This is a genomic window from Paenibacillus xylanivorans (assembly GCF_001280595.1).
In the GTDB taxonomy this organism is placed as follows: domain Bacteria; phylum Bacillota; class Bacilli; order Paenibacillales; family Paenibacillaceae; genus Paenibacillus; species Paenibacillus xylanivorans.
In genome coordinates this window covers 240,251-259,082 of the sequence record NZ_LITU01000065.1, presented here as the reverse complement: position 1 = coordinate 259,082, position 18,832 = coordinate 240,251, and the positions used below count along the sequence as shown (strand labels likewise).

At 47.1% G+C, this 18,832-nt stretch carries 13 protein-coding genes and 1 pseudogene; 2 read left to right on the top strand and 12 right to left on the bottom strand.

Going from position 1 to position 18,832, the window contains the following annotated elements:
* Together AMS66_RS18420 and AMS66_RS18415 are read right to left on the bottom strand one after the other, a co-directional pair.
* Nucleotides 1-710, bottom strand: a pseudogene (locus AMS66_RS18420) (MFS transporter); the annotation flags it as partial.
* 65 nt (nt 711-775) lie between these two features.
* Nucleotides 776-1,363 carry a TetR/AcrR family transcriptional regulator gene (locus tag AMS66_RS18415; RefSeq protein ID WP_053782183.1) on the bottom strand — a complete coding sequence of 196 codons (588 nt, stop codon included), beginning with the start codon at nt 1,361-1,363 and terminating at the stop codon, nt 776-778.
* A gap of 252 nt (nt 1,364-1,615) precedes the next feature.
* Here AMS66_RS18415 and AMS66_RS18410 point away from each other — a divergent pair, with 252 nt between their 5' ends.
* Complete coding sequence (locus tag AMS66_RS18410; RefSeq protein WP_201782194.1) at nt 1,616-2,533, top strand: LysR family transcriptional regulator; 918 nt, start codon at nt 1,616-1,618, stop codon at nt 2,531-2,533.
* Between the two features lie 47 nt (nt 2,534-2,580).
* On the opposite strand, the gene AMS66_RS18405 is transcribed toward AMS66_RS18410, so the two are convergent.
* From AMS66_RS18405 to AMS66_RS18370, 8 genes are all read right to left on the bottom strand, one after another.
* Entirely contained in the window at nt 2,581-3,345 is a 765-nt protein-coding gene (locus AMS66_RS18405; protein ID WP_053782181.1) for an SDR family NAD(P)-dependent oxidoreductase, read from the bottom strand.
* A 57-nt stretch (nt 3,346-3,402) separates the two neighbouring features.
* Nucleotides 3,403-5,109, bottom strand: a complete 1,707-nt coding sequence (locus AMS66_RS18400; protein ID WP_053782180.1) for a M28 family peptidase — start codon at nt 5,107-5,109, stop codon at nt 3,403-3,405.
* Nucleotides 5,102-6,355, bottom strand: a complete 1,254-nt coding sequence (locus AMS66_RS18395) for a M20 metallopeptidase family protein (protein WP_053782179.1) — start codon at nt 6,353-6,355, stop codon at nt 5,102-5,104. The genes AMS66_RS18400 and AMS66_RS18395 overlap by 8 nt, the downstream gene beginning before the upstream one ends.
* 15 nt (nt 6,356-6,370) lie before the next feature.
* Nucleotides 6,371-7,372, bottom strand: a complete 1,002-nt coding sequence (locus tag AMS66_RS18390) for an ABC transporter ATP-binding protein (protein ID WP_053782178.1) — start codon at nt 7,370-7,372, stop codon at nt 6,371-6,373.
* Nucleotides 7,350-8,366 carry an ABC transporter ATP-binding protein gene (locus AMS66_RS18385; RefSeq protein WP_053782177.1) on the bottom strand — a complete coding sequence of 339 codons (1,017 nt, stop codon included), beginning with the start codon at nt 8,364-8,366 and terminating at the stop codon, nt 7,350-7,352. The genes AMS66_RS18390 and AMS66_RS18385 overlap by 23 nt, the downstream gene beginning before the upstream one ends.
* Complete coding sequence (locus AMS66_RS18380; RefSeq protein ID WP_082350771.1) at nt 8,344-9,267, bottom strand: ABC transporter permease; 924 nt, start codon at nt 9,265-9,267, stop codon at nt 8,344-8,346. Before AMS66_RS18380 ends, AMS66_RS18385 begins: the two co-directional genes overlap by 23 nt.
* A gap of 18 nt (nt 9,268-9,285) precedes the next feature.
* Nucleotides 9,286-10,236, bottom strand: coding sequence for an ABC transporter permease (locus tag AMS66_RS18375; RefSeq protein WP_053782176.1), 951 nt, complete (start codon nt 10,234-10,236; stop codon nt 9,286-9,288).
* Between the two features lie 92 nt (nt 10,237-10,328).
* Entirely contained in the window at nt 10,329-11,936 is a 1,608-nt protein-coding gene (locus AMS66_RS18370; protein WP_082350770.1) for an ABC transporter substrate-binding protein, read from the bottom strand.
* A 254-nt stretch (nt 11,937-12,190) separates the two neighbouring features.
* Here AMS66_RS18370 and AMS66_RS18365 point away from each other — a divergent pair, with 254 nt between their 5' ends.
* On the top strand, nt 12,191-13,693 hold the full coding sequence (locus tag AMS66_RS18365; protein WP_053782174.1) for a carboxypeptidase M32: 1,503 nt from the start codon (nt 12,191-12,193) through the stop codon (nt 13,691-13,693).
* 220 nt (nt 13,694-13,913) lie between these two features.
* Here the strand turns inward: AMS66_RS18365 and AMS66_RS18360 are convergent, their stop codons facing one another.
* Both AMS66_RS18360 and AMS66_RS18355 read right to left on the bottom strand, forming a co-directional pair.
* Entirely contained in the window at nt 13,914-15,131 is a 1,218-nt protein-coding gene (locus AMS66_RS18360) for an MFS transporter (protein WP_053782173.1), read from the bottom strand.
* A gap of 234 nt (nt 15,132-15,365) precedes the next feature.
* A complete protein-coding gene (locus tag AMS66_RS18355) occupies nt 15,366-18,611 on the bottom strand; it encodes a bifunctional cytochrome P450/NADPH--P450 reductase (protein WP_053782172.1) in 3,246 nt (1,081 codons plus the stop codon).
* Nucleotides 18,612-18,832 lie beyond the last annotated feature (221 nt).

Genomic DNA, 18,832 nt, shown 5'->3' with positions numbered 1-18,832 from the left:
CAGCCACCGCCACTCTCTCCATGTCCTCCGGCACTACTGAATCCGTACACGATTCCACCAAAGCCAAGTGTCGAAAGTACAATAGAAAGAACATCAATTTTGGGCTTGGTCAATTTCGAAATATTCGGTAAGAACAGCAAGCCACATACCAGTGAGATGAAGAAGAACGGCAAAGAGATCCAGAAAATCCAGTGCCAGCTTAGATTTGCCAGAATCAGACCCGAGATACTCGGACCACTTGCTGGCGCAAACATGATAACCAAACCGATCAAGCCCATGGCAGCGCCACGCTTTTCAATCGGGAATATAACCAATATGGTGTTGAACATTAGCGGCAGTAACAGAGCTGTACCTACAGCTTGCAATACCCGTGCCACCAACAGAATTTCAAAGCTCGGTGCAATAGCAGCAACAAGTGTTCCTGCAATCGAGAAAATCAGAGAAGTTGTGAACAACTGTCTCGTCGAAAACCATTGCAACAGCATACCGGAAATCGGCACCAAAATACCCAAAACGAGCAGATAACCTGTCGTTAACCATTGGATCGTAGTAGGTCCAACTTCGAGCAAGCCCATAAGCGGTGTCAATGCCACATTTAGTGCTGTTTCACCGAACAGACCAATAAAGCCGCTGAGCAGCATGGCGAATAAAATCGGAAATACTTTATATTGTTTTGTTTCTTGTTGATCCTGTACAGAACCAGCTTTCATGGAAGCCTCCACAATCCCATCCTCCTCAAACAATCTGACGATTTCTATTTTTCTCTTTACGAAGCTTATTGCTTCTCTCTTGCATTCTTCGCCACAAGGGACAAATAATCAGCAGCCGTCAGCAAAGGCTGTTTGTCCTGGTTGGTCAGGCTGATAATCAATGCGCCCTCCATTAAGGAAATGACGAGAAGTCCCATCTCCTGTGCTTTCTTTTCACCTATGCCATCCAATATCAGATGTTTCGTAATGATTTGCTGCCATCCTGCAAACACATCCTGACAGGCAATTCGCAATTGTTGACTGATGCAGGAGGTCTCCACGGCTGCCCAGAAACTAAATGGAAGAAAACCCGTAAAACCTGCCGCTTCCGTTTCAATCGCTAAGTCATGAATAAATTGCTGAATGGCATCCCCCGTATTGTCATGGGCTACAAATATTTCTTCAAACTTCTGAAGGATATTTTCATTGGCTTTTTGAATGCACTCGTGAGCGAGCTCTTCCTTGCCATGTGGGAAATAATGATATAACGAGCCTTTCGGCGTACTGCTCTCCTTAATAATCTGATTTAGACCGGTCGCATGATATCCTTGTGAAAAAAACAGTCTGGCTGCTGTGCTGACTATTAGTTCTCTAGCATTAGACTTTTCACTCAATAAAGCCACATCCTTAAATGAATTATAACAATCGGTCTATATAATTAAAACCGTTTCAAAAAGTACTGTCAACCTAATATTTGAGCCAATTCTGATGAAAGCGTTATACATTTAGTGCATGGGAAAGAGCAGGATCAAATTATTCTTGATCACAACGCAAAAACATAATTTCCTATTGGAATAGTGAGTATTAGTCATGATATACTGATCGTTACAATAATGAATAGAAAGGTGTTTGCCATGGAAATGCGAATGATCAAGACCTTTCAAACGATTGTAAAGCTCGGGAGCTTTCAACAGGCAGCAGAGGCTTTGCAGTATTCACAACCCGCAATTACGCTGCATATGCAGAAACTTGAGGCCGATCTCGGTATGAAATTACTGGATAGAGGCAAAAAGATTAAATTGACCGAAGCGGGGAAAATATTTTACGCCAGAGCAGATCAGCTACTTAAAGAATACGAATATTTGACCAATACGATCACCGACATTCAACAGGGACAAGCGGGATTTGTACGAATCGGAGTATCCGAGCCAACAGCCAGCCACCGGCTTCCTGCTATTCTGTCTTCTTTTGTGAAACAGAATCCGAAGATTAAGCTTAGCGTGCGCATCGGAGACAGCAAGCTGCTTAATGAACTGCTAATTGATGAGCAGCTTGACTTTGCCGTCTGCCCTTCTCCTGAGACGAGTATGGATACCGAGTTTCAACCTCTGCTTTTTGAACCGATGGCGTTGCTGTTGTATGATTCACATCCATTTGCTCAGGATGATGAAATCCATTTGGCAGATCTGAAAGGACAACAATTTTTGTTCACGCCCCCCAATTGCCCGATTCGCATCCGCATTGAGCAGCTATTGGCCGAGAAAATCGACAGCGATTATCAGGGAATAGAAATAAGCAATATCCGCTCTCACAAGTATTATGTACAAGCCAAATTAGGCATAACCATTGCTCCGATTGCAACAATCTGCCCAACCATTCCCGGTACCGTTATTCAAAAAATTGCCGATCTGAGGGTCGGGCCCATTGCAGGCATTTTGCGTAAACGAAATATACCGCTTGGCTCCGCCAGCGAAAAGCTGATGCTGGACATTCGAGCAGCGCTTCTTCAAAGCAATTTATATGTTCCTGAATTTGAACTCCCTTCCCAGCTGGCTATGCCGTAATGGACTCACCAGCTGCCATTGTATTTTCTTTTTCAGGGTGCAGTCGGCTACTTGAGTCTGCCTGCCGTACGTCCACCATCTACCGTTAGTATACTACCTGTAATAAATGAAGCCTGGTCAGAAGTCAGATACAATATCGCTTGGGGAGAGTCATCCGGACCTGATGTCCGGCCTAGCGGTGTAATTTTGATCATATGTTCCGTATGCTCCTTCGTCATCACACTAACCTCGCTGCCGGGTGCATAACCCGGCACAACCGCATTAACCCGAATGCGATAGGGCGACAATTCCAGGGCAAAGGTTTTGGTCAGCATCTCGATCCCTACTTTTGACACCGAATAATTCCCCATGCCGACACCTGCTGTGGAAGCTGCTCCAGAGCTTATATTAATGAAGGAACCTTCTACCTCGCTCGCAATCATCTGATTGGCAAAATGCTGAGTAAGCAGGAATGGTGCTGCCAGATTTAGATCCATCGTCTCATTCCAATGTTGAAGCGTCATGTTCATGAGTGTGCGGTATGGATATATTCCCGCATTATTGATGACGATATCCGGCGCTTCCCATTGCTGTTCGACCACTTGAACCAATTCATTAATGGAGTGTTCATCCACAAGATTCGTTACATGCCCGTGAACATCCACTCCCTCCTGCTTCAGCTTATCTACTGTATTTCGTAGCGCATCCTCCCGGATATCGGACAGATAAAGGCTCGCGCCTTCGGCGGCGTATGCTTGCGCAATCCATTGGCCAAAGACACCTGCCGCTCCGGTAATGACTACCTTTTTCCCTGCAAATGTTCGTTCAGGCATGAGAGTCGCTCCTCTAAACATGATGTTCTTGCTGTAAACAGGCTGCATCACCTGGTGTTAACTCAAAACGAGATTCTTTTCGGCCTCTACTACAAGTCGCTCTGCCTGCTTTATTTCATAACCAATTCGATTCACCTGACGTATAAGTGATGTTTTTAGTTTGAAAAAGGCTTCACTTCCTACTTCGGCTGCCGCCAGAAGTTCGATGTCTGACAGCGCAGGCACAAGTGAATGACTGCCTGCGGGATCATGATCATACCAGCTGCTTCGAACATAATTGATGGGAACCAGCCATCTGCTAAGTGACAATATCGTTCGGTTCGCTTCTGTAACGGAAGCAACTGGAAGGGAGAAGGAACCTATGCGGTCATAGAAATGATCCGTGGCATTCTGTAGCTGCTGGATCCTGCTTGTTAAGCGCGAAAGATCAAGCTTGTCTCCGATAAGCTCTGTATAATAGCCGATTCGTTCGGAAAGGGTTCGGATCGCCTGTCTCTGATCAATTGGAATAAGGGGAGAAGAGGCAATCTGATAGACGGCTGCTACGTACACTTTGCAATCACGAGCCAGATAATTCCCGTCAATTTTGTCCAACGTATCCTCTGGCGTATGCCACCACCAGCCGAACCAGCCCTCCGGCTGATAGGACAGACCCATAAAAGCAGACGGAAGTCCAGCACCCCAAAATGACTGATCTCCCGACCTCCCAAATGGAGAACCACGAAAGGGTTCATCTGTGACGATACGTATGGCATCTGCACATAGTGTCCGTGTCTCTGCCATTGTATTTGCTGCACCGAGATGACTCGCACCCTTGGCGCCAACGGAATCAATATTGATATGCAGCACCCCATTTTCGTGCAAATCTTCCCAATGAAGATCGCTGTATAACGCAGAGCCGGCATATCTGCCATGGGAATGGCCTGACCAAAATGCGAATCGAACGGAGCGTCGCAGATTGTCACGATGCAATGATAATACCCGTGCCGTCTCCACCATGACTGCATTGGCAGAGCCGTTATCCATCGCGCCATAATGCCATGAATCCACATGTCCGCTAAACAGCACAAAGGATTCGGGTTCTTCCCTCCCCTTTATCTCAGCAACCAGGGTAGGAATGTTCACCCAGTCTGTGCGCACTTCCGCGGTCAGTGTAATCTCTAGAGTCTCTCTTTCTTCCGCGGCGATTAAAGACTTGATCTGCTCTCCATCCGAATGGTTGACCGACAGAACCGGAATGGACGGATAGCCATCATCCTCCGGTGTCGGATTTCCCCACACGGAGGAAACGATCATTTCATGCGTGTACGCCCCACTATTGATAAATATGACCGCTACTGCACCCAACTGCTGCAAACGATATATCGTGGGCCCATTCGCAAGTCCGTGAACGATCACCGCATGACCTGTCACTTGATTGGCCCAGACGCTCTGGTCTGTATCCTTTAGCTCTATGAATCTCAAAAGCGTGCTCAAACGTTCCGCCTGGGCTGACATGGAATGTGTAATAGCTGCAAAAGAAATGCCTCCGACCTTAAGTTCTGCTCTGACAGGAATACTGATGTAGGCTTTGTTAAACGTAAGCTCTGTGGTCAACCCAAATTCCTCAAACTGTTCCTTAATATAATGGAAAGCCCGCAGTTCCTCTTCGGAACCCGACAAACGAATTTCCTTCGCAATCTGCCTATTGTATTCAAGCAGCAGATCACGGTCGATTTCTTGCAGTATGGAATCCACCTCCGACTGTGACTGCAAATTAGCCATGTCGATCCCCCCTGTCCTCATTGCCTGCTGCAACACCCAGGGCAACCCTTGATTCATCATCACTGCTCTGGTTCAAATAACGGATGGCTGCTTCTCCAAGAACCGATATTCCTGTAACAATCGCTTGCTCATCAAAAATAATGGAATCACTGTGAAGGGGCAGCTCTGATCGGGCATCTTCTTCTGTAATCGTGCCGAGCCGGAATATGGCACCCGGCACATATTCGAGATATGCACCAAAATCTTCGGCGCCCATGGATGGCTCCTTCAGATACACCACGGCTTCCCGGCCAATAGTATCTGCCGCTGCCTGTTCAATCACATCGACAATATGATCATCGTTTATTACAGGAGAACCGCCGCGGTAGTAATCAAATTCCGCTTTTCCACCGAACCCTTCCGCAATGGTCTCAATGAGTCGCTTCATATATACGGGCACTGCTTCACGCGTCTCAGGATTGTGCGTACGAATGGTACCTCTGAGTTGGACCTCCCCAGCGATAACGTTATAAGCATTGCTATTGCTTTGCAGTTTCGTAATCGAGATGACGGAAGAATCAAGCGGAGACAAGTTTCGGGATACTACCGTTTGCAATGCAGTTATAATCTGGGCTGCAATGATGACCGGATCGACGGTTCGATGCGGATAGGCAGCATGTCCGCCTTTTCCCGTCACTCGTATATCAAAAGCATCTGCCGCTGCCAGCATGGCCCCTTTTCTCAAACCAATCTTGCCAGCAGGCAAATCCGGCCACACGTGGAGCGCAATGATCGCATTCACTTCCGGATTATGCAATACACCTGCATCAATCAGATCCGTAGCGCCTCCCTGAACTTCCTCTGCAGGCTGAAATATAAACTTCACCGTTCCCTGAAGCTCATCCCTGTGCTCACTTAATGCCGCTGCTGTCCCAAGAAGAATGGCCGTATGCACATCATGCCCGCAAGCATGCATCACCCCTTCGCGAACACTGGCATAAGGCAATCCTGTCTTTTCTTCAATAGGCAGTGCATCCATATCGGCGCGAATTCCAATGGTTCTTCCCTCACGTCCACCTTTCAAAAGCCCAACAACCCCTGTACCGCCAACACCCGTCTGTACTTCAAGGCCAGCATCCACCAAGAATTGGGCTACCAGCTTGGCCGTTTCAAACTCCTGGTGACCAAGCTCCGGATTCTGGTGAATTTGGCGGCGAAGCCGAATTGCCTCGTCCTTCCACTTTTCGGCTGAACTACGAAAACTCATTGTTTCATTCCTCCTCTATTCATCGTATAAATGACACTGCACTTCACGGTTTGGAGCGACGAATCGTTTCTGTGGAACAACCTGTCGGCATGACTCCATAACGTAAGGGCATCGGGTATGAAAAACACAGCCTGCAGGCGGATGAAGTGGCGATGGAATTTCACCGCTTAATATGACCCTTTCTCTCTTGGCACGGGGATTCGGGATAGGTACCGCAGACAATAATGATTTGGTATAGGGATGTAGAGGATCGGCGAACAAAGCTTCCGCGGGTCCCTGCTCCACCATCTCGCCCAAATACATCACACCGATGCGGTCCGCAATATGCCGTACAACGCTAAGGTCATGTGCAATGAATAAGTAGGAGATGCCGAGTTCTTTCTGAACCTCTTCCAGCAAATTAATGACCTGGGACTGAATCGACACGTCCAGCGCCGATACGGGTTCATCACATATAATGAGCTTCGGCCCAAGGGCCAACGCTTTGGCGATTCCCAGCCGTTGACGCTGACCACCTGAAAATTCATGGGGAAACCGCTCGTAATGTTCTTCACTGAATCCAACTTTGCGCAGCAACGACATGGCTGTTTCCATTCTGGCCCGTTTGTTGCCCTTCTTGTGGATCAATAACGGTTCTTCAATGGAGTATCCGATGCGTTTACGAGGGTCCAGCGAGGTGTATGGGTCCTGAAATACCATCTGCATATGCTGCCTATAACTTCGCAATTCTTTTTTGCTTAACCCCAGAATATCAGTGCCCTCATAAAATGCTTCCCCGGACGTTGGCTCAACAAGTCTGAGAATCGACCGACCAAGTGTGCTTTTACCGCAACCGGATTCCCCTACCAGGCCAAAGGTTTCTCCTGTGTGGATGTCAAAGGACACCCCGTTAACTGCCTTGACCTGCCCCTTGGTTCTGCCAAAAGAAGATCGAACAGGAAAATGTTTGTTCAGATTGCTAACCTGTAGCAGCGGCAGCGGCAGCGGCTTCGACTCAACCAATGATTTCGAGTTCATGTGTCTCCTCCTGAATCGTTGCTATTCCGGGATACCAGCAGCGCACCGAATGGTTCTCGTCCATCTGTTTCAAGGAAGGCGCTGCTTGCAGGCATTGTTCATCTGCATAAGCGCATCTTGGAGCGAATCTGCAGCCTGTCGGAACCTGATGCAGCGCGGGTACTGTTCCCTCAATGACGTGTAGCTTGCTGTGCTGTTCGTCATCAATACGGGGAATAGATTTCATTAAACCTGACGTATACGGATGCTGGGGATTGAAAAATAAATCATCCACACTCGCCTCCTCCACGACCTGTCCAAGATACATGACGGCCACTCTCGTACACGTCTCTGCGACTACACCCAGATCATGTGTTATCAGGATGACACCAAGCCCGGTCTTCGCTTGCAGACTTTCGATCAGCTCCAGTATCTGAGCCTGAATCGTCACATCCAGTGCCGTTGTCGGTTCATCTGCGATAAGCAGTTTCGGATTACAGGCAAGCGCCATGGCAATCATGACCCGTTGTCGCATACCTCCCGAAATTTCGTGCGGATGTTCATCCACTCTCTTTTCCGGTGAGGGGATCCCTGTCATACGCAGCAGATCCACGGCAGCAAGACGCGCCTGTCTGCCCTTCATGCCTTGATGCAGCTTCAAGCTTTCGGCAATTTGTTTGCCAATCGTCTGAACAGGATTCAGGGAAGACATGGGGTCTTGAAAGATCATGGAGAGTTCATTGCCACGTATGCGTTCCATTTGCCTTTTGGACAAGCTTAAGAGATCGATTCCGTCGTAGAGTACTTCACCCGAGTAATCCACGTAATCTTCATCAAACAGTCTGAGAATGGACTCGGCGGTTACGCTTTTCCCGCAGCCGGACTCGCCTACGATGCCCAGCGTCTCCCCGGCAAGGACGTGGAAGGATACGCCTTCCACCGGATGAATTGTTCCTTTTTCGGTTGAAATGGACACTTTCAGGTCCTTCACCTCAAGCAGCGGTTGTTTTCCCACGACGTCTCCCCCTCTTCACCTTATTCGCATGCGGGTCGAGCAGATCTCTAAGGCCATCGCCGAACAGGTTCAGACCCAGTACAACGAGCACCAGGAAAATGCCCGGGAAGACCGTCATCCACCAAGCGTTATAAATCACTGTTTTGCCGTCAAAAAGCATATTCCCGAGACTTGGGGACGGGGAAGGAATTCCCGCTCCAAGAAAACTTAGAGAAGCTTCCGTCAGGATCGATACGGCAAAAATAAAGCTGGATTGGATGATGAGCGGAGATAGCGTGTTAGGAGCCATATGAATCCATATGATGCGCCAACTGCTGGCTCCCTGTGCATGCAACGCTTCGATATAAGTCAACTCCCGAATGACCAGCGCCTTGGAACGAATAATCCGGGCCATCGACGGAATGAAGATAATACTTAGGGCAATAATGACGTTGCCCGGATTTGGGCCGAGAGCAGCCATGATGGAGATGGCCAGCAAAATGGACGGAAATGCAAACAAACCATCACAGATACGCATAAAGATGTGATCCAGCAGCGAATAACTTGCAGATAACAGCCCCACAATCATACCGATGAAAGAAGAAACGGCCGTAACAGCGAAACCAACCGCAACCGAAATACGCAAACCATATACAGCGCGAGTGAATACATCACGTCCAAAGTTATCTGTGCCAAATATGTGCTGCCCGCTCGGACCTTTGAGTCGATTCACCGGATCAATCTGTAACGGCCCGTAAGGTGTAATCATTGGGCCAATGATCACCAGCAGCACAACAACAAGCAGGATGAACGCACCTGTCGTTAGTAACTGATTATTCAAGAAACGCCTAAATGCGATGCGTCTGCTCTTCTCTTTGCGAAGTCCTGACGGAGCGATGGTGGTTTTCACATTGGTTATCAAGTTGTATCCACCTCCCGTTTATTTCTTACTTAATCGAACACGTGGATCGACTAACCCATATAACAAGTCAACGATTAGATTTACGAACACATAAGCCACCGTGACCAGCAGCACCGAGCCCTGAATAACAGAATAGTCTCTTCGGCTAATGGAATTGACGATGAGCTGTCCCACTCCCGGAATATTAAATAGCGTTTCTATAACCGCAGCGCCAGTAACCAGTCCTCCGAATGATTCCCCAATAACCGTGAGAATGGGGATAAACGCAACGCGTAACGCATGTGTATACACAATCGTTTTTTCTTTGACTCCCTTGGCTTTGGCGGTCTTGATAAAATTGCCGGACATCACATCCAGGATGGAGGATCTTGTCATTCGGGTAATGAGAGCTGCCTGAATGATGCCAAGCACAATGCCCGGTAACAACAGGTATTTGATATGCTGCCACAGCCCCTCACTTAGCGGTTGATACCCTGCAACGGGAAGCCAGCGCAGCTTCACGCTAAAGAACATGACCAGCAGTGACCCCAGCAGAAAACTAGGAATGGAAATGCCCAGCATGGAAAAACCCATCACCGATTGGTCCACGATGGTCCCTCTTCGCTTGACCGCTGTAATGCCGAGGAATAACGCCAAGAATACACCGATCACTTGGGCAATGATCGCAAGGGATAACGTAGGCGCCAGTCGTTCAAAAAAAGCCTCTGTTACAGGCTTGTCCAGAAAGATGGACTCCCCCAAATTCCCGGATAACAGTCCTAGCAACCAAATGCCGAATTGCTCATAGATGGGTCTGTCCAAACCAAGCTTGCTTCTTAGCTCATCAATATCGACTTTGCTTGCCTCTTCACCCAACAGAATTGCAGCGGGATCCCCTGGTGTGACATGAATGATAGAGAATACCACAATTGCCACTACAAACAGGACAGGGATCAAAGACAATAACCGGCGAACAATATATCCACCCATATGAGGTCCACCTCACTTTCCAATGACAATCGGGAAGGCGTAATCCTGAGGAAGCCATACTACGCCTTCTCCCCGCTGCCCTTTCCTTTTAACTACTTGTTATTGGTTGTATTCCAGAAGATCGGGCCCAAAACATTCTGGAAACCACTGATATTTTTTGATAACGCTGTTACCTGCTTTGTATGCCCGATCTGAGAAAATGGAACTTCGGTCCATACAAATTGTTGCAATTCATCAATGAGTGGCCTTGCGGCTTCTACTGAATCAGATGTTCGGATTCCTTGAAGAAGCTCGCTCATTTTCTCGCTTTTCAGCAGCCCTGCTCCGCCTCCCCAGAACGCATATTGGTAGAACGTAGGCCGGAACGCATAACTCATTGGGTAGATATCCCACCCGGTGCCTGTCCCGAGTTTTTCCTGCAATGTAGGCCAATCATAGACATCCAGCTTGACCTTGACACCAATCGACTCCAGCTCCTGTTGTAAAACAACGGCTACGTTATATTGATCCACATAATCTCTCGTCGTGAAAATTTTGATTTCTTCGCCGTTATAGCCTGCTTCTTGAAGCAGTTGCTTTGCTTTATCCGCGTTTGCCTGGCTGTACGATTCCTTGCCTGCTTCCGAATACCAGTTCGGATATTCCGGTAGAACCAGAGAGGATGTCTTCACATAAAATTGTGGATCACGGAATGCCGAAGTCAGTATGTCATCCACATTCTGAATGGCATTGACAGCCTGACGAAGTTTGACGTTCTTGAACAAGCCGTCATTGCTGTTATAGAAATATCCAATCATACCTCCCGGACTGAGGAAGGTTTGCAAGTCAGGATTGTCCGCGATCTGCTGTTCATTATCCACAGAGATATTCAGTGCAATGTCATATTCCCCGGAAGTAATCCCGGCAAGACGGGTCGACTCGTCTGTAACGAAGCGGAAGTACAAGTCATCGACCAGCGCTTCCTTTTTGCCGCCTGCTCCATCACTCGGCTCGGTACGGGCAGAGTAATCGTCATATTTTTTCAAATGAATATACTGATCCTGCTTCCACTCCTCCAGTTGAAACGGACCTGTACCGATGAATGATTTGATCCCTTTATCATCTGCTTCATCAACCACTTCTTTCGGGTAGATCGCAGCTGCGGGAATCGGATCAGCAAGCAGTTGCAGTGTTAGCAGAAATGGTGTTTTCAATTGAAGTACGACGGTATACGGGTCCGTTTCTTTGGCCTCGGCACCCACAAAGTTTGCTTTACCATGACTAGACAGTTTGATCCAGCGATTCAGGGAAGCAACAACGTCCTCCGCTTGCAGTTCCTTGCCATTATGAAACTTCACACCTTGGCGCAGATGGAATGTATAGGATAATTTGTCGTCGCTGATCTCATAAGATTCTGCCAGCAGCGGAATGACCTGTGCATCTTTATCCAACGTTACCAGTTGCTCATAGATCTCGCGTGAAATATCCTTGACCGCTGTATTGGAAGACACATGTGCATCCAGTGTGACCGGTTGTGTTGGATAACCAATGTTCAGCGTCCCGCCTGTCTTTCCTTCAGCCGATGTCTGCTGTGACGAACTTTCACCGGTTGTTGAAGAGGCTTGTGTACTCTGCTGACCTTCTCCACCTGAAGCGCAACCTGCCAGAAGCAGGAATACCAGAATCATCATTAAAGCAGGCTTGGTATGTTTTCTCATCATGTAACCCCTCTCGCTCTCATGCATAATGTTAAATCCGATTTCACTATCCCGAGTGATATACAAGTGTTCATGTCGGATTAGTGAAATTGGTATTTTCAGGCTAAGGGAACAGAGGTCTTTTGTAAAATAAGCAATAGTAATGTGTTGATTCATTTTTTGTAATCTACGAAAAAGCGTGATTCTCTGTACTTCCAACTATTCCGATGGTAATATACAACTTAAATTTCATCCTTTATCTGGAAGGAGTCATGAACATGACAACGATACAACGCTTGGATGCCAAACTGGAGGAGCATATCGAGAAGGTCGAACATTACAAACAGGTACAAACCCTGCTTGCCTGGGATGCTCGCACAGGGGCACCTCGAAAGGGCGCATCCTACGCCGCACGAGCCAAAGCAACATTGGCTGGAGAACTATTCAAGATACAGACCGATGCTGATTTCGGTTTGCGACTAGAGGACGCAGCACAACAAGAGGACCTTGATGAGCTATCCAAGCGAATTATTGCAGAGCATTGGAAAACGTATAAACGCAGGAGTGCCATTCCAATAGAGGAATATCAGGCATTTGTACAGCAGCAAGGTCTTGCAAACGCCGCTTGGCTGGAAGCCAGAGCTGCCAATGATTTTTCCATTTTCGCTCCGCATTTGAAACAGATCTTCGATGCAAGCTTGAAATTTGCCGGATACTGGGGATACGAGCAGCATGCATACGATCCACTCGTGCAGCAGTTTGATCCTGACCTTGATAAGGTAACGTTGGATCGCATTTTCAGTGAGCTGAAATCCGCTCTAATACCGCTAATCCGTCGTGTCACATCTTCCGCTAAACAACCGGACACATCCATATTCACTCATCCCTTCCCACTTGAACAGCAGCGGCAGCTTGGGATCGAGCTGTTACAAGCCATTCGCTACGACTTTGATGCCGGGCAATTCGGTGCAACCGTGCACCCATTCAGTTCTGCCATCAATCCTTACGATGCACGGCTCGCAGCCAAATTTGTTGAAAATGACGTTCGCGTTTCATTGTGGAGTGCATTACATGAAGGAGGTCACTCTCTCTATACACAGAATATTGACCCCAACCTGATACATACCGGACTTGGGATCTTCACTTCGTACGGCATTCATGAATCCCAATCGATCTTTTTCGAGAAATTCATTGGCAGACACAAAGGCTTCTGGGAAAATAACTATTTTATTTTGCAAAAAATCAAACCTGAAACGTTTGGCCATGTGAGTTTGGATGACTTTTATTTTGCTTTAAATGCAGTAAAACCGACGTTTAACCGTTTTGAGGCCGATGAACTTACCTACAACCTGCATCTAATTATTCGGTATGAGCTGGAACAAGCCATTATTGCTGGAGAAGTGGATTACGAAGGATTGCCTGAAGCATGGAATGATAAATATGAGGAATATCTGGGCATTCGTCCCCCGACTCATCTGGAAGGCATTTTACAGGATGGACACTGGAGCGCCGGATTTGGATTATTCCCTTCCTATACACTCGGGTTTGTCTACGCAGCACAAATACACAAAGTCATCCGCCGCGAACTTCCCGATTATGATCATTTGATTGAATCAGATCATATCGAGACGATTACCGGATGGCTGACAACACATATTCATCAATTTGGTAAATCAAGATCGGCGGACGAGCTAATTAAGTCCATCACCGGAAAAAGTATTGATACCGCTCCATTGATTCGTTACTTAACGGATAAATACGAGCAGCTCTATGAACTGTAATGATTCTGCACAACAAAAAAAGCGAGAGTTGTTCCTCGCTTTTTTTGTGTATTATTTTTTAAATGGAAAATCTATCGCTTACTCGAAGAAATCATCGAACGACCGCACAGGTTTTACATCCATGGGCTGCTTGGACGCAGCCAGACATGCGTATGCCCCCACATATACGATCAAGCATAACAATATTAATGCTAGCATGTTAAGCCCTCCCTTTTTTTATCTAGCCATTCAGAATCCTCTTTTTCAAAATACGATTCACTTGCTCTGAGCTTGCCAGCATTAAGATAAGGAAAATAAGAACAACCAGCGGGAAAAAGCCGATATTGGTTTTCGCAGCAAGAACGCCAAAAAGCGGAGGAAGCAATGTGGTTCCTGTGTATGCCAGTGCCATTTGGTATCCCATTAATCGGGCAGAATTCGCTTTGCCGAATCGAGCTGGAGTTTCATGAAGAAGTCCGGGATAGATGGGTGCAAGCCCCAATCCAATCAGCATAAATCCAGCCAGCGCAAACGAAATCGATAATGGAAGCAATAAAATGATCCCACCCACAATGGCGGTCATTTGACCAGCCAGAATTAACACCCGATTTTTTATTTTTAACGTGATAAAGCCTGTAATCAACCTGCCTATCGTAATACCTCCGTAGTATAAGGAGATCCAGCCAGCTGCCGTTTCTGCCGAGATGTTTCTTGCTCCTACCAGATAACTGGCCCCCCATAAACCGACCGTTGTCTCCACGCCACAATAAAACAGAAATGCGATCAGTGAGTTTTTGACTCCCTTAATCTTCAATACATTCCGTTCGGGTCTGTTCTCACGCTGTACTAACGTGTTGTCTGCTTGCACATTATCTGATTCGTTGTTCATACTTGCACTCTCCCGACTTGCAGCAACACGCTTCCACAACGGCAACGTGGCAAACAAAATCAGGACGAGACAACACTGGACGACGGCTACAGCTGTATATCCGCTTCTCCAGGAATGATGTTCCGCAATGTAATATGACATAATGATAGGCCCCGTTGTCGCGCCCACCCCCCAGAAACAGTGCAGCCAGTTCATATGGTGTGCTTTGTAATGCTCTGCGACATAATGATTCAGTGCAGCATCAACGGCTCCAGCCCCTAAACCCAGAGGAATGGCAAGAATGACGAGCCATATCAATGAAGGTGCGTAGGAAAATCCAAGGAGTGCTCCGGCAGTTAGACAACAGCTAATTAATGTAACCTTGCCTGTTCCCCATTTTTGAATAACCGTGCCGCTTGCCAAGCTTGAAACGATAGTTCCCCCTGCAACGACCATCGATAGAATTCCTGCTGACCCAAACGAGGCACCAAGTTCAGGCCACATGACTGGCCAGGCTGAACCTAGCAAGGAGTCCGGAATCCCCAGACTGATAAACGCAAGGTAGATAATGATAAGAAACCAAGTTGCCATAAATAGATCCCTTCCCTGCATATAAATTGAGAGTAAATGAACACAAGAATACTGATTAAACCACTTTATTTATATACTTTATAAAGATTACTTATTTATATTGACTCAAAAAAAATTCTTTGTCAATAGATCGTATCAGCCCAAATTAAAACAGCCGCCAATCTGGATGAAAAACTCCTGATCGGCGGCTATTTTTAGGACATAAAAAAAAGGCAGCTTATCGCCGCCTCCATCTTAACGTGTCTCGGCAAATAGGACCTTAGCCGATTCAACAGTTCGTTTACCTGCCCACACATCCTGAACGTAACGCCCTTCCGCCTGAAGCTGGCGGAGCCAATCCTTTGCTTCCTGAATGGTTGCTCCCTTCACATTCTCGTATGCTTGTCTTAAAGTCTCTTCCACGGCGGGAGCCATTTGGTTTCCGTCACCACATACGTAGATTCTCCCATTGGCATCAAGCAAATGAAGCAATTGTTCGGCTTCCTTCAACATCAGATGCTGCACATACGTTTTGGGCTTACCCTCAACACGAGAAAAAGCAGTATGCAGCTTGACGATGCCTGCCTCTTCGTATTGCTCTAGTTCTTGACGATATATAAAATCCGAATCATTTCTGCATCCAAAGAACAAATGGGCTTCACTGAGCGGTAATCCTCTTTGTTTCACAACAGATCTGGCCTGAAGGAAACCTCTGAACGGTGCAACGCCCGTCCCTGGACCCACCATAATAATGGGAACATTCGGCCCTTCCGATAGCTCAAATCCCGATTCTGGCGTACGTACAAACATCAGAATGCTCTCGCCCGTTTGACAATCGGCCAGATAGGATGAAGCCACGCCCCGGAATTCGCCAATCCCACTCCATGCAGGCTCCCTTACAACCGACACCGTTATGCTTGCCTGCTTGGAATTGAGGTGTGGAGAGCTGGATATGGAGTAATACCTGGGCTTGAGTGGAGGCAACAATTCAAGAAACCTTTCGAACGGCAGCTCACAGGCCTCATATTTTTCAAGCAGTTCCAGCATGGTGATCCTGTTTTCAAGTATCTGTTCCGTGTAGTTGTTTTCTTCCAACATCGCCTCCAGTTCACGCTTATGAGGTGGGCACACCGTATAGTTCGCCAGCTCCTGCAGCTGCGTTCTTGTAACAGGTGCCTGTAATTCAACACAAGTACGAAGCAACTCATTAACATGGACTGGACGGTTCAGAGGAAGATGGGTAAGCTGTGTTACGTTTGAAGTTAATTGGATCTGAACGTCTCCTTTTAATCCGAACCGATGAAGGATGCGATTCACAATTTCATTTGCATTTCGGGGTAATACGCCAAGATGATCGCCTTCCTTATAGGTCATGCCTTCAGGCAGCAGCATCTCAATGTGACGTGTACTCCGTCCACTATCCAGTGCTTGAAGCTCTTCGTTTGACACTATAGTGGCATAGCTGGCATTGTAGGTTCGCGCAAGTGGTAGATCGGCTTTCTCGCGAACAAATTCCATTTGAAGTGTACTTCGTGAGGAGTGTTCCATAGATTCCTCGCTAATCCCCAACGCGTTTAACATCTGAGGCCACAACATCCGCTGCCACTCCTCCACTTGTTTCTCCATATCCCCACCTGCATCGACTTCTCCCCGAGGTAACAGCCTGTTGCCTCCCAAGCTCGCAAACTTCTCATCGACCCATCGAGGAATGCTCTGGTAGGTACCGGACCAGCTCCGATCCCCGCAGCCCAGCACTGCATAGGTCACACCGTGCACCTTCTCTGACTCCGCTTCCTTTAACCATTCCATAAATGCCGTTGCATTTTGCGGAGGTTTACCATTATACGATGCTGTCACGATGAGAACGATCCCCTCTTTGGGCAAGCGGCCAACCCATTCATTCAATGTTGCGGCTTTGCTTAGAATTCCATAGGAACGGGCTTTCTCTCCAACCGCTCTGGCAATGTCTTCTGCCGTCCCCAGATTGGAGCCGTATAGAATCAATAGAGGTGGATTAGCATTCACCGACGTGGTCATCGATTCCGCAATAGGGCTGTGATCAGCTACATTGGTATGAATAGGCTGGTTCAACTGTTCATAAGCGGGGACAACAGGTGTACTCAGCTTCGGAGAAACTGTGCGTACTCTCACCTGTATTCGAAAATCCCCTGGTTTTAACGTTAACGTTTGTTTCACGTCCAACTTATAGTTGCTATAGTCTACCAGTTCAAAATGTTTAAGTACCATACCCAGCACAAGTGTTGCTTCATACAAAGCAAACTGCATGCCGATACACGCTCTCTCCCCATTCCCAAACGGTTTATACGCATGATGAGGCACTTGAGTCGTATCTTCAAAACGTTCTGGACGGAAAAGCTCTGCATCCTCTCCCCAGGCACCTTTGTCACGGTGAAGCTGAGGCAGAAGAATACTGCAGCTCTCTCCTTTTTTCAGCGGATACTTGCCACCTATGACGGTGTCTTCTTTGGCATAGACGTCAAATCCCGGAGCCGTTGGCCATAGACGTAACGATTCGCTGAGAATCATGCGGATATATGGGAGCCTGAGGATTTCCTCGTACTGTGGAGAGTCACCGACCAATACTTGGTCCACCTCGTCATACGCCTTTTGAAGTGATTCCGGATTGTTCAGCAAAAAATAAAGAGCAAATGATAACAGGCCACTCGTCGTTTCATGTCCGGCAATGAGAAAAGTAATAATCTGATACCGGATGTTCTCATCGTCCAGCGTTTCTCCGGTTTCTGGATCTTTGCCATTCAGCATACGCGCGAGCAAATCAACCTCTTCGGGAGCTGCGCTTGCTTTACGTTCCTCGATAATCTGGTCGACCAAAGAGAACATCGTTTGAATATCGTCTTGGAACTGTCGTTTGGTTTTCACCATCAGCAGATTTTGAATTTTCAAACGGGAGCTTTTCTGCATGGCTTCATTTAAAGCACGAACCATACTTTCGATAAAAGGACTGTGGTCCTGTCTGTAAAAGCTGTTAAAGCGATAATTGAATCCGCACAGTCCAATGGTATCCAGCGTAAGTCGTGTCATGTCATCAGCTACATCAATGCTATCGTTGGAATTCAAACGCGCCCATTTGTTTATCAATTGTTCCGCTATGTCGACCATCATTGGATGATAACCCTTCATTGCCTGTTTACTGAAGGTGGGAAGCAGAATATTATGCGCCTTTTTCCAGTTCGGCTCGAATGTTCTGCTTGTAAATAAACCATCTCCTCCAAAGGCACGTACATTTTCGAGTTCATTGTATACAAATTTATCAAAACGGGATACGTCACATAATTCAGCCACCAGATCTGGGCCAGATACGATCAATCCGGAGTAGCCAGGAACGGTCAGTCGGTATATAGGACCATACTCCTCAGCTAATTCCCCAAGGGACAACGTTGGTTTTTCTTTATCAATTAAGGGCAGATTCCCGAGTGGCCCATACATTTGGGGCTGTGGAACGTTAGTTGCATTTCTCATTTTAAACACCCTCTCCCAGAGTTTAAAATGATAGATTTATCTATCATTTGATACAATAATAAACCGAACAAGAATGGAAATCAAATATTGCGTTTATGCCAATACCCATCGGAACTAGTCCACTCGACAAAGAAGAAAATCTGTTAAACACAAAAAGGGAATTGCGTCTGCAATCCCCTTTTTGATTTGAATTATTTAGTTAAATTATTCTTATGCAATGT

Coding starts and splice junctions, on each gene's coding strand:
- AMS66_RS18410 (WP_201782194.1), top strand. CDS start 1,616: ATGATCAAGACCTTTCAAACGATTGTAAAGCTCGGGAGCTTTCAACAG.
- AMS66_RS18405 (WP_053782181.1), bottom strand. CDS start 3,345: ATGCCTGAACGAACATTTGCAGGGAAAAAGGTAGTCATTACCGGAGCG.
- AMS66_RS18400 (WP_053782180.1), bottom strand. CDS start 5,109: ATGGCTAATTTGCAGTCACAGTCGGAGGTGGATTCCATACTGCAAGAA.
- AMS66_RS18395 (WP_053782179.1), bottom strand. CDS start 6,355: ATGAGTTTTCGTAGTTCAGCCGAAAAGTGGAAGGACGAGGCAATTCGG.
- AMS66_RS18390 (WP_053782178.1), bottom strand. CDS start 7,372: ATGAACTCGAAATCATTGGTTGAGTCGAAGCCGCTGCCGCTGCCGCTG.
- AMS66_RS18375 (WP_053782176.1), bottom strand. CDS start 10,236: ATGGGTGGATATATTGTTCGCCGGTTATTGTCTTTGATCCCTGTCCTG.
- AMS66_RS18370 (WP_082350770.1), bottom strand. CDS start 11,936: ATGATGAGAAAACATACCAAGCCTGCTTTAATGATGATTCTGGTATTC.
- AMS66_RS18365 (WP_053782174.1), top strand. CDS start 12,191: ATGACAACGATACAACGCTTGGATGCCAAACTGGAGGAGCATATCGAG.
- AMS66_RS18360 (WP_053782173.1), bottom strand. CDS start 15,131: ATGGCAACTTGGTTTCTTATCATTATCTACCTTGCGTTTATCAGTCTG.
- AMS66_RS18355 (WP_053782172.1), bottom strand. CDS start 18,611: ATGAGAAATGCAACTAACGTTCCACAGCCCCAAATGTATGGGCCACTC.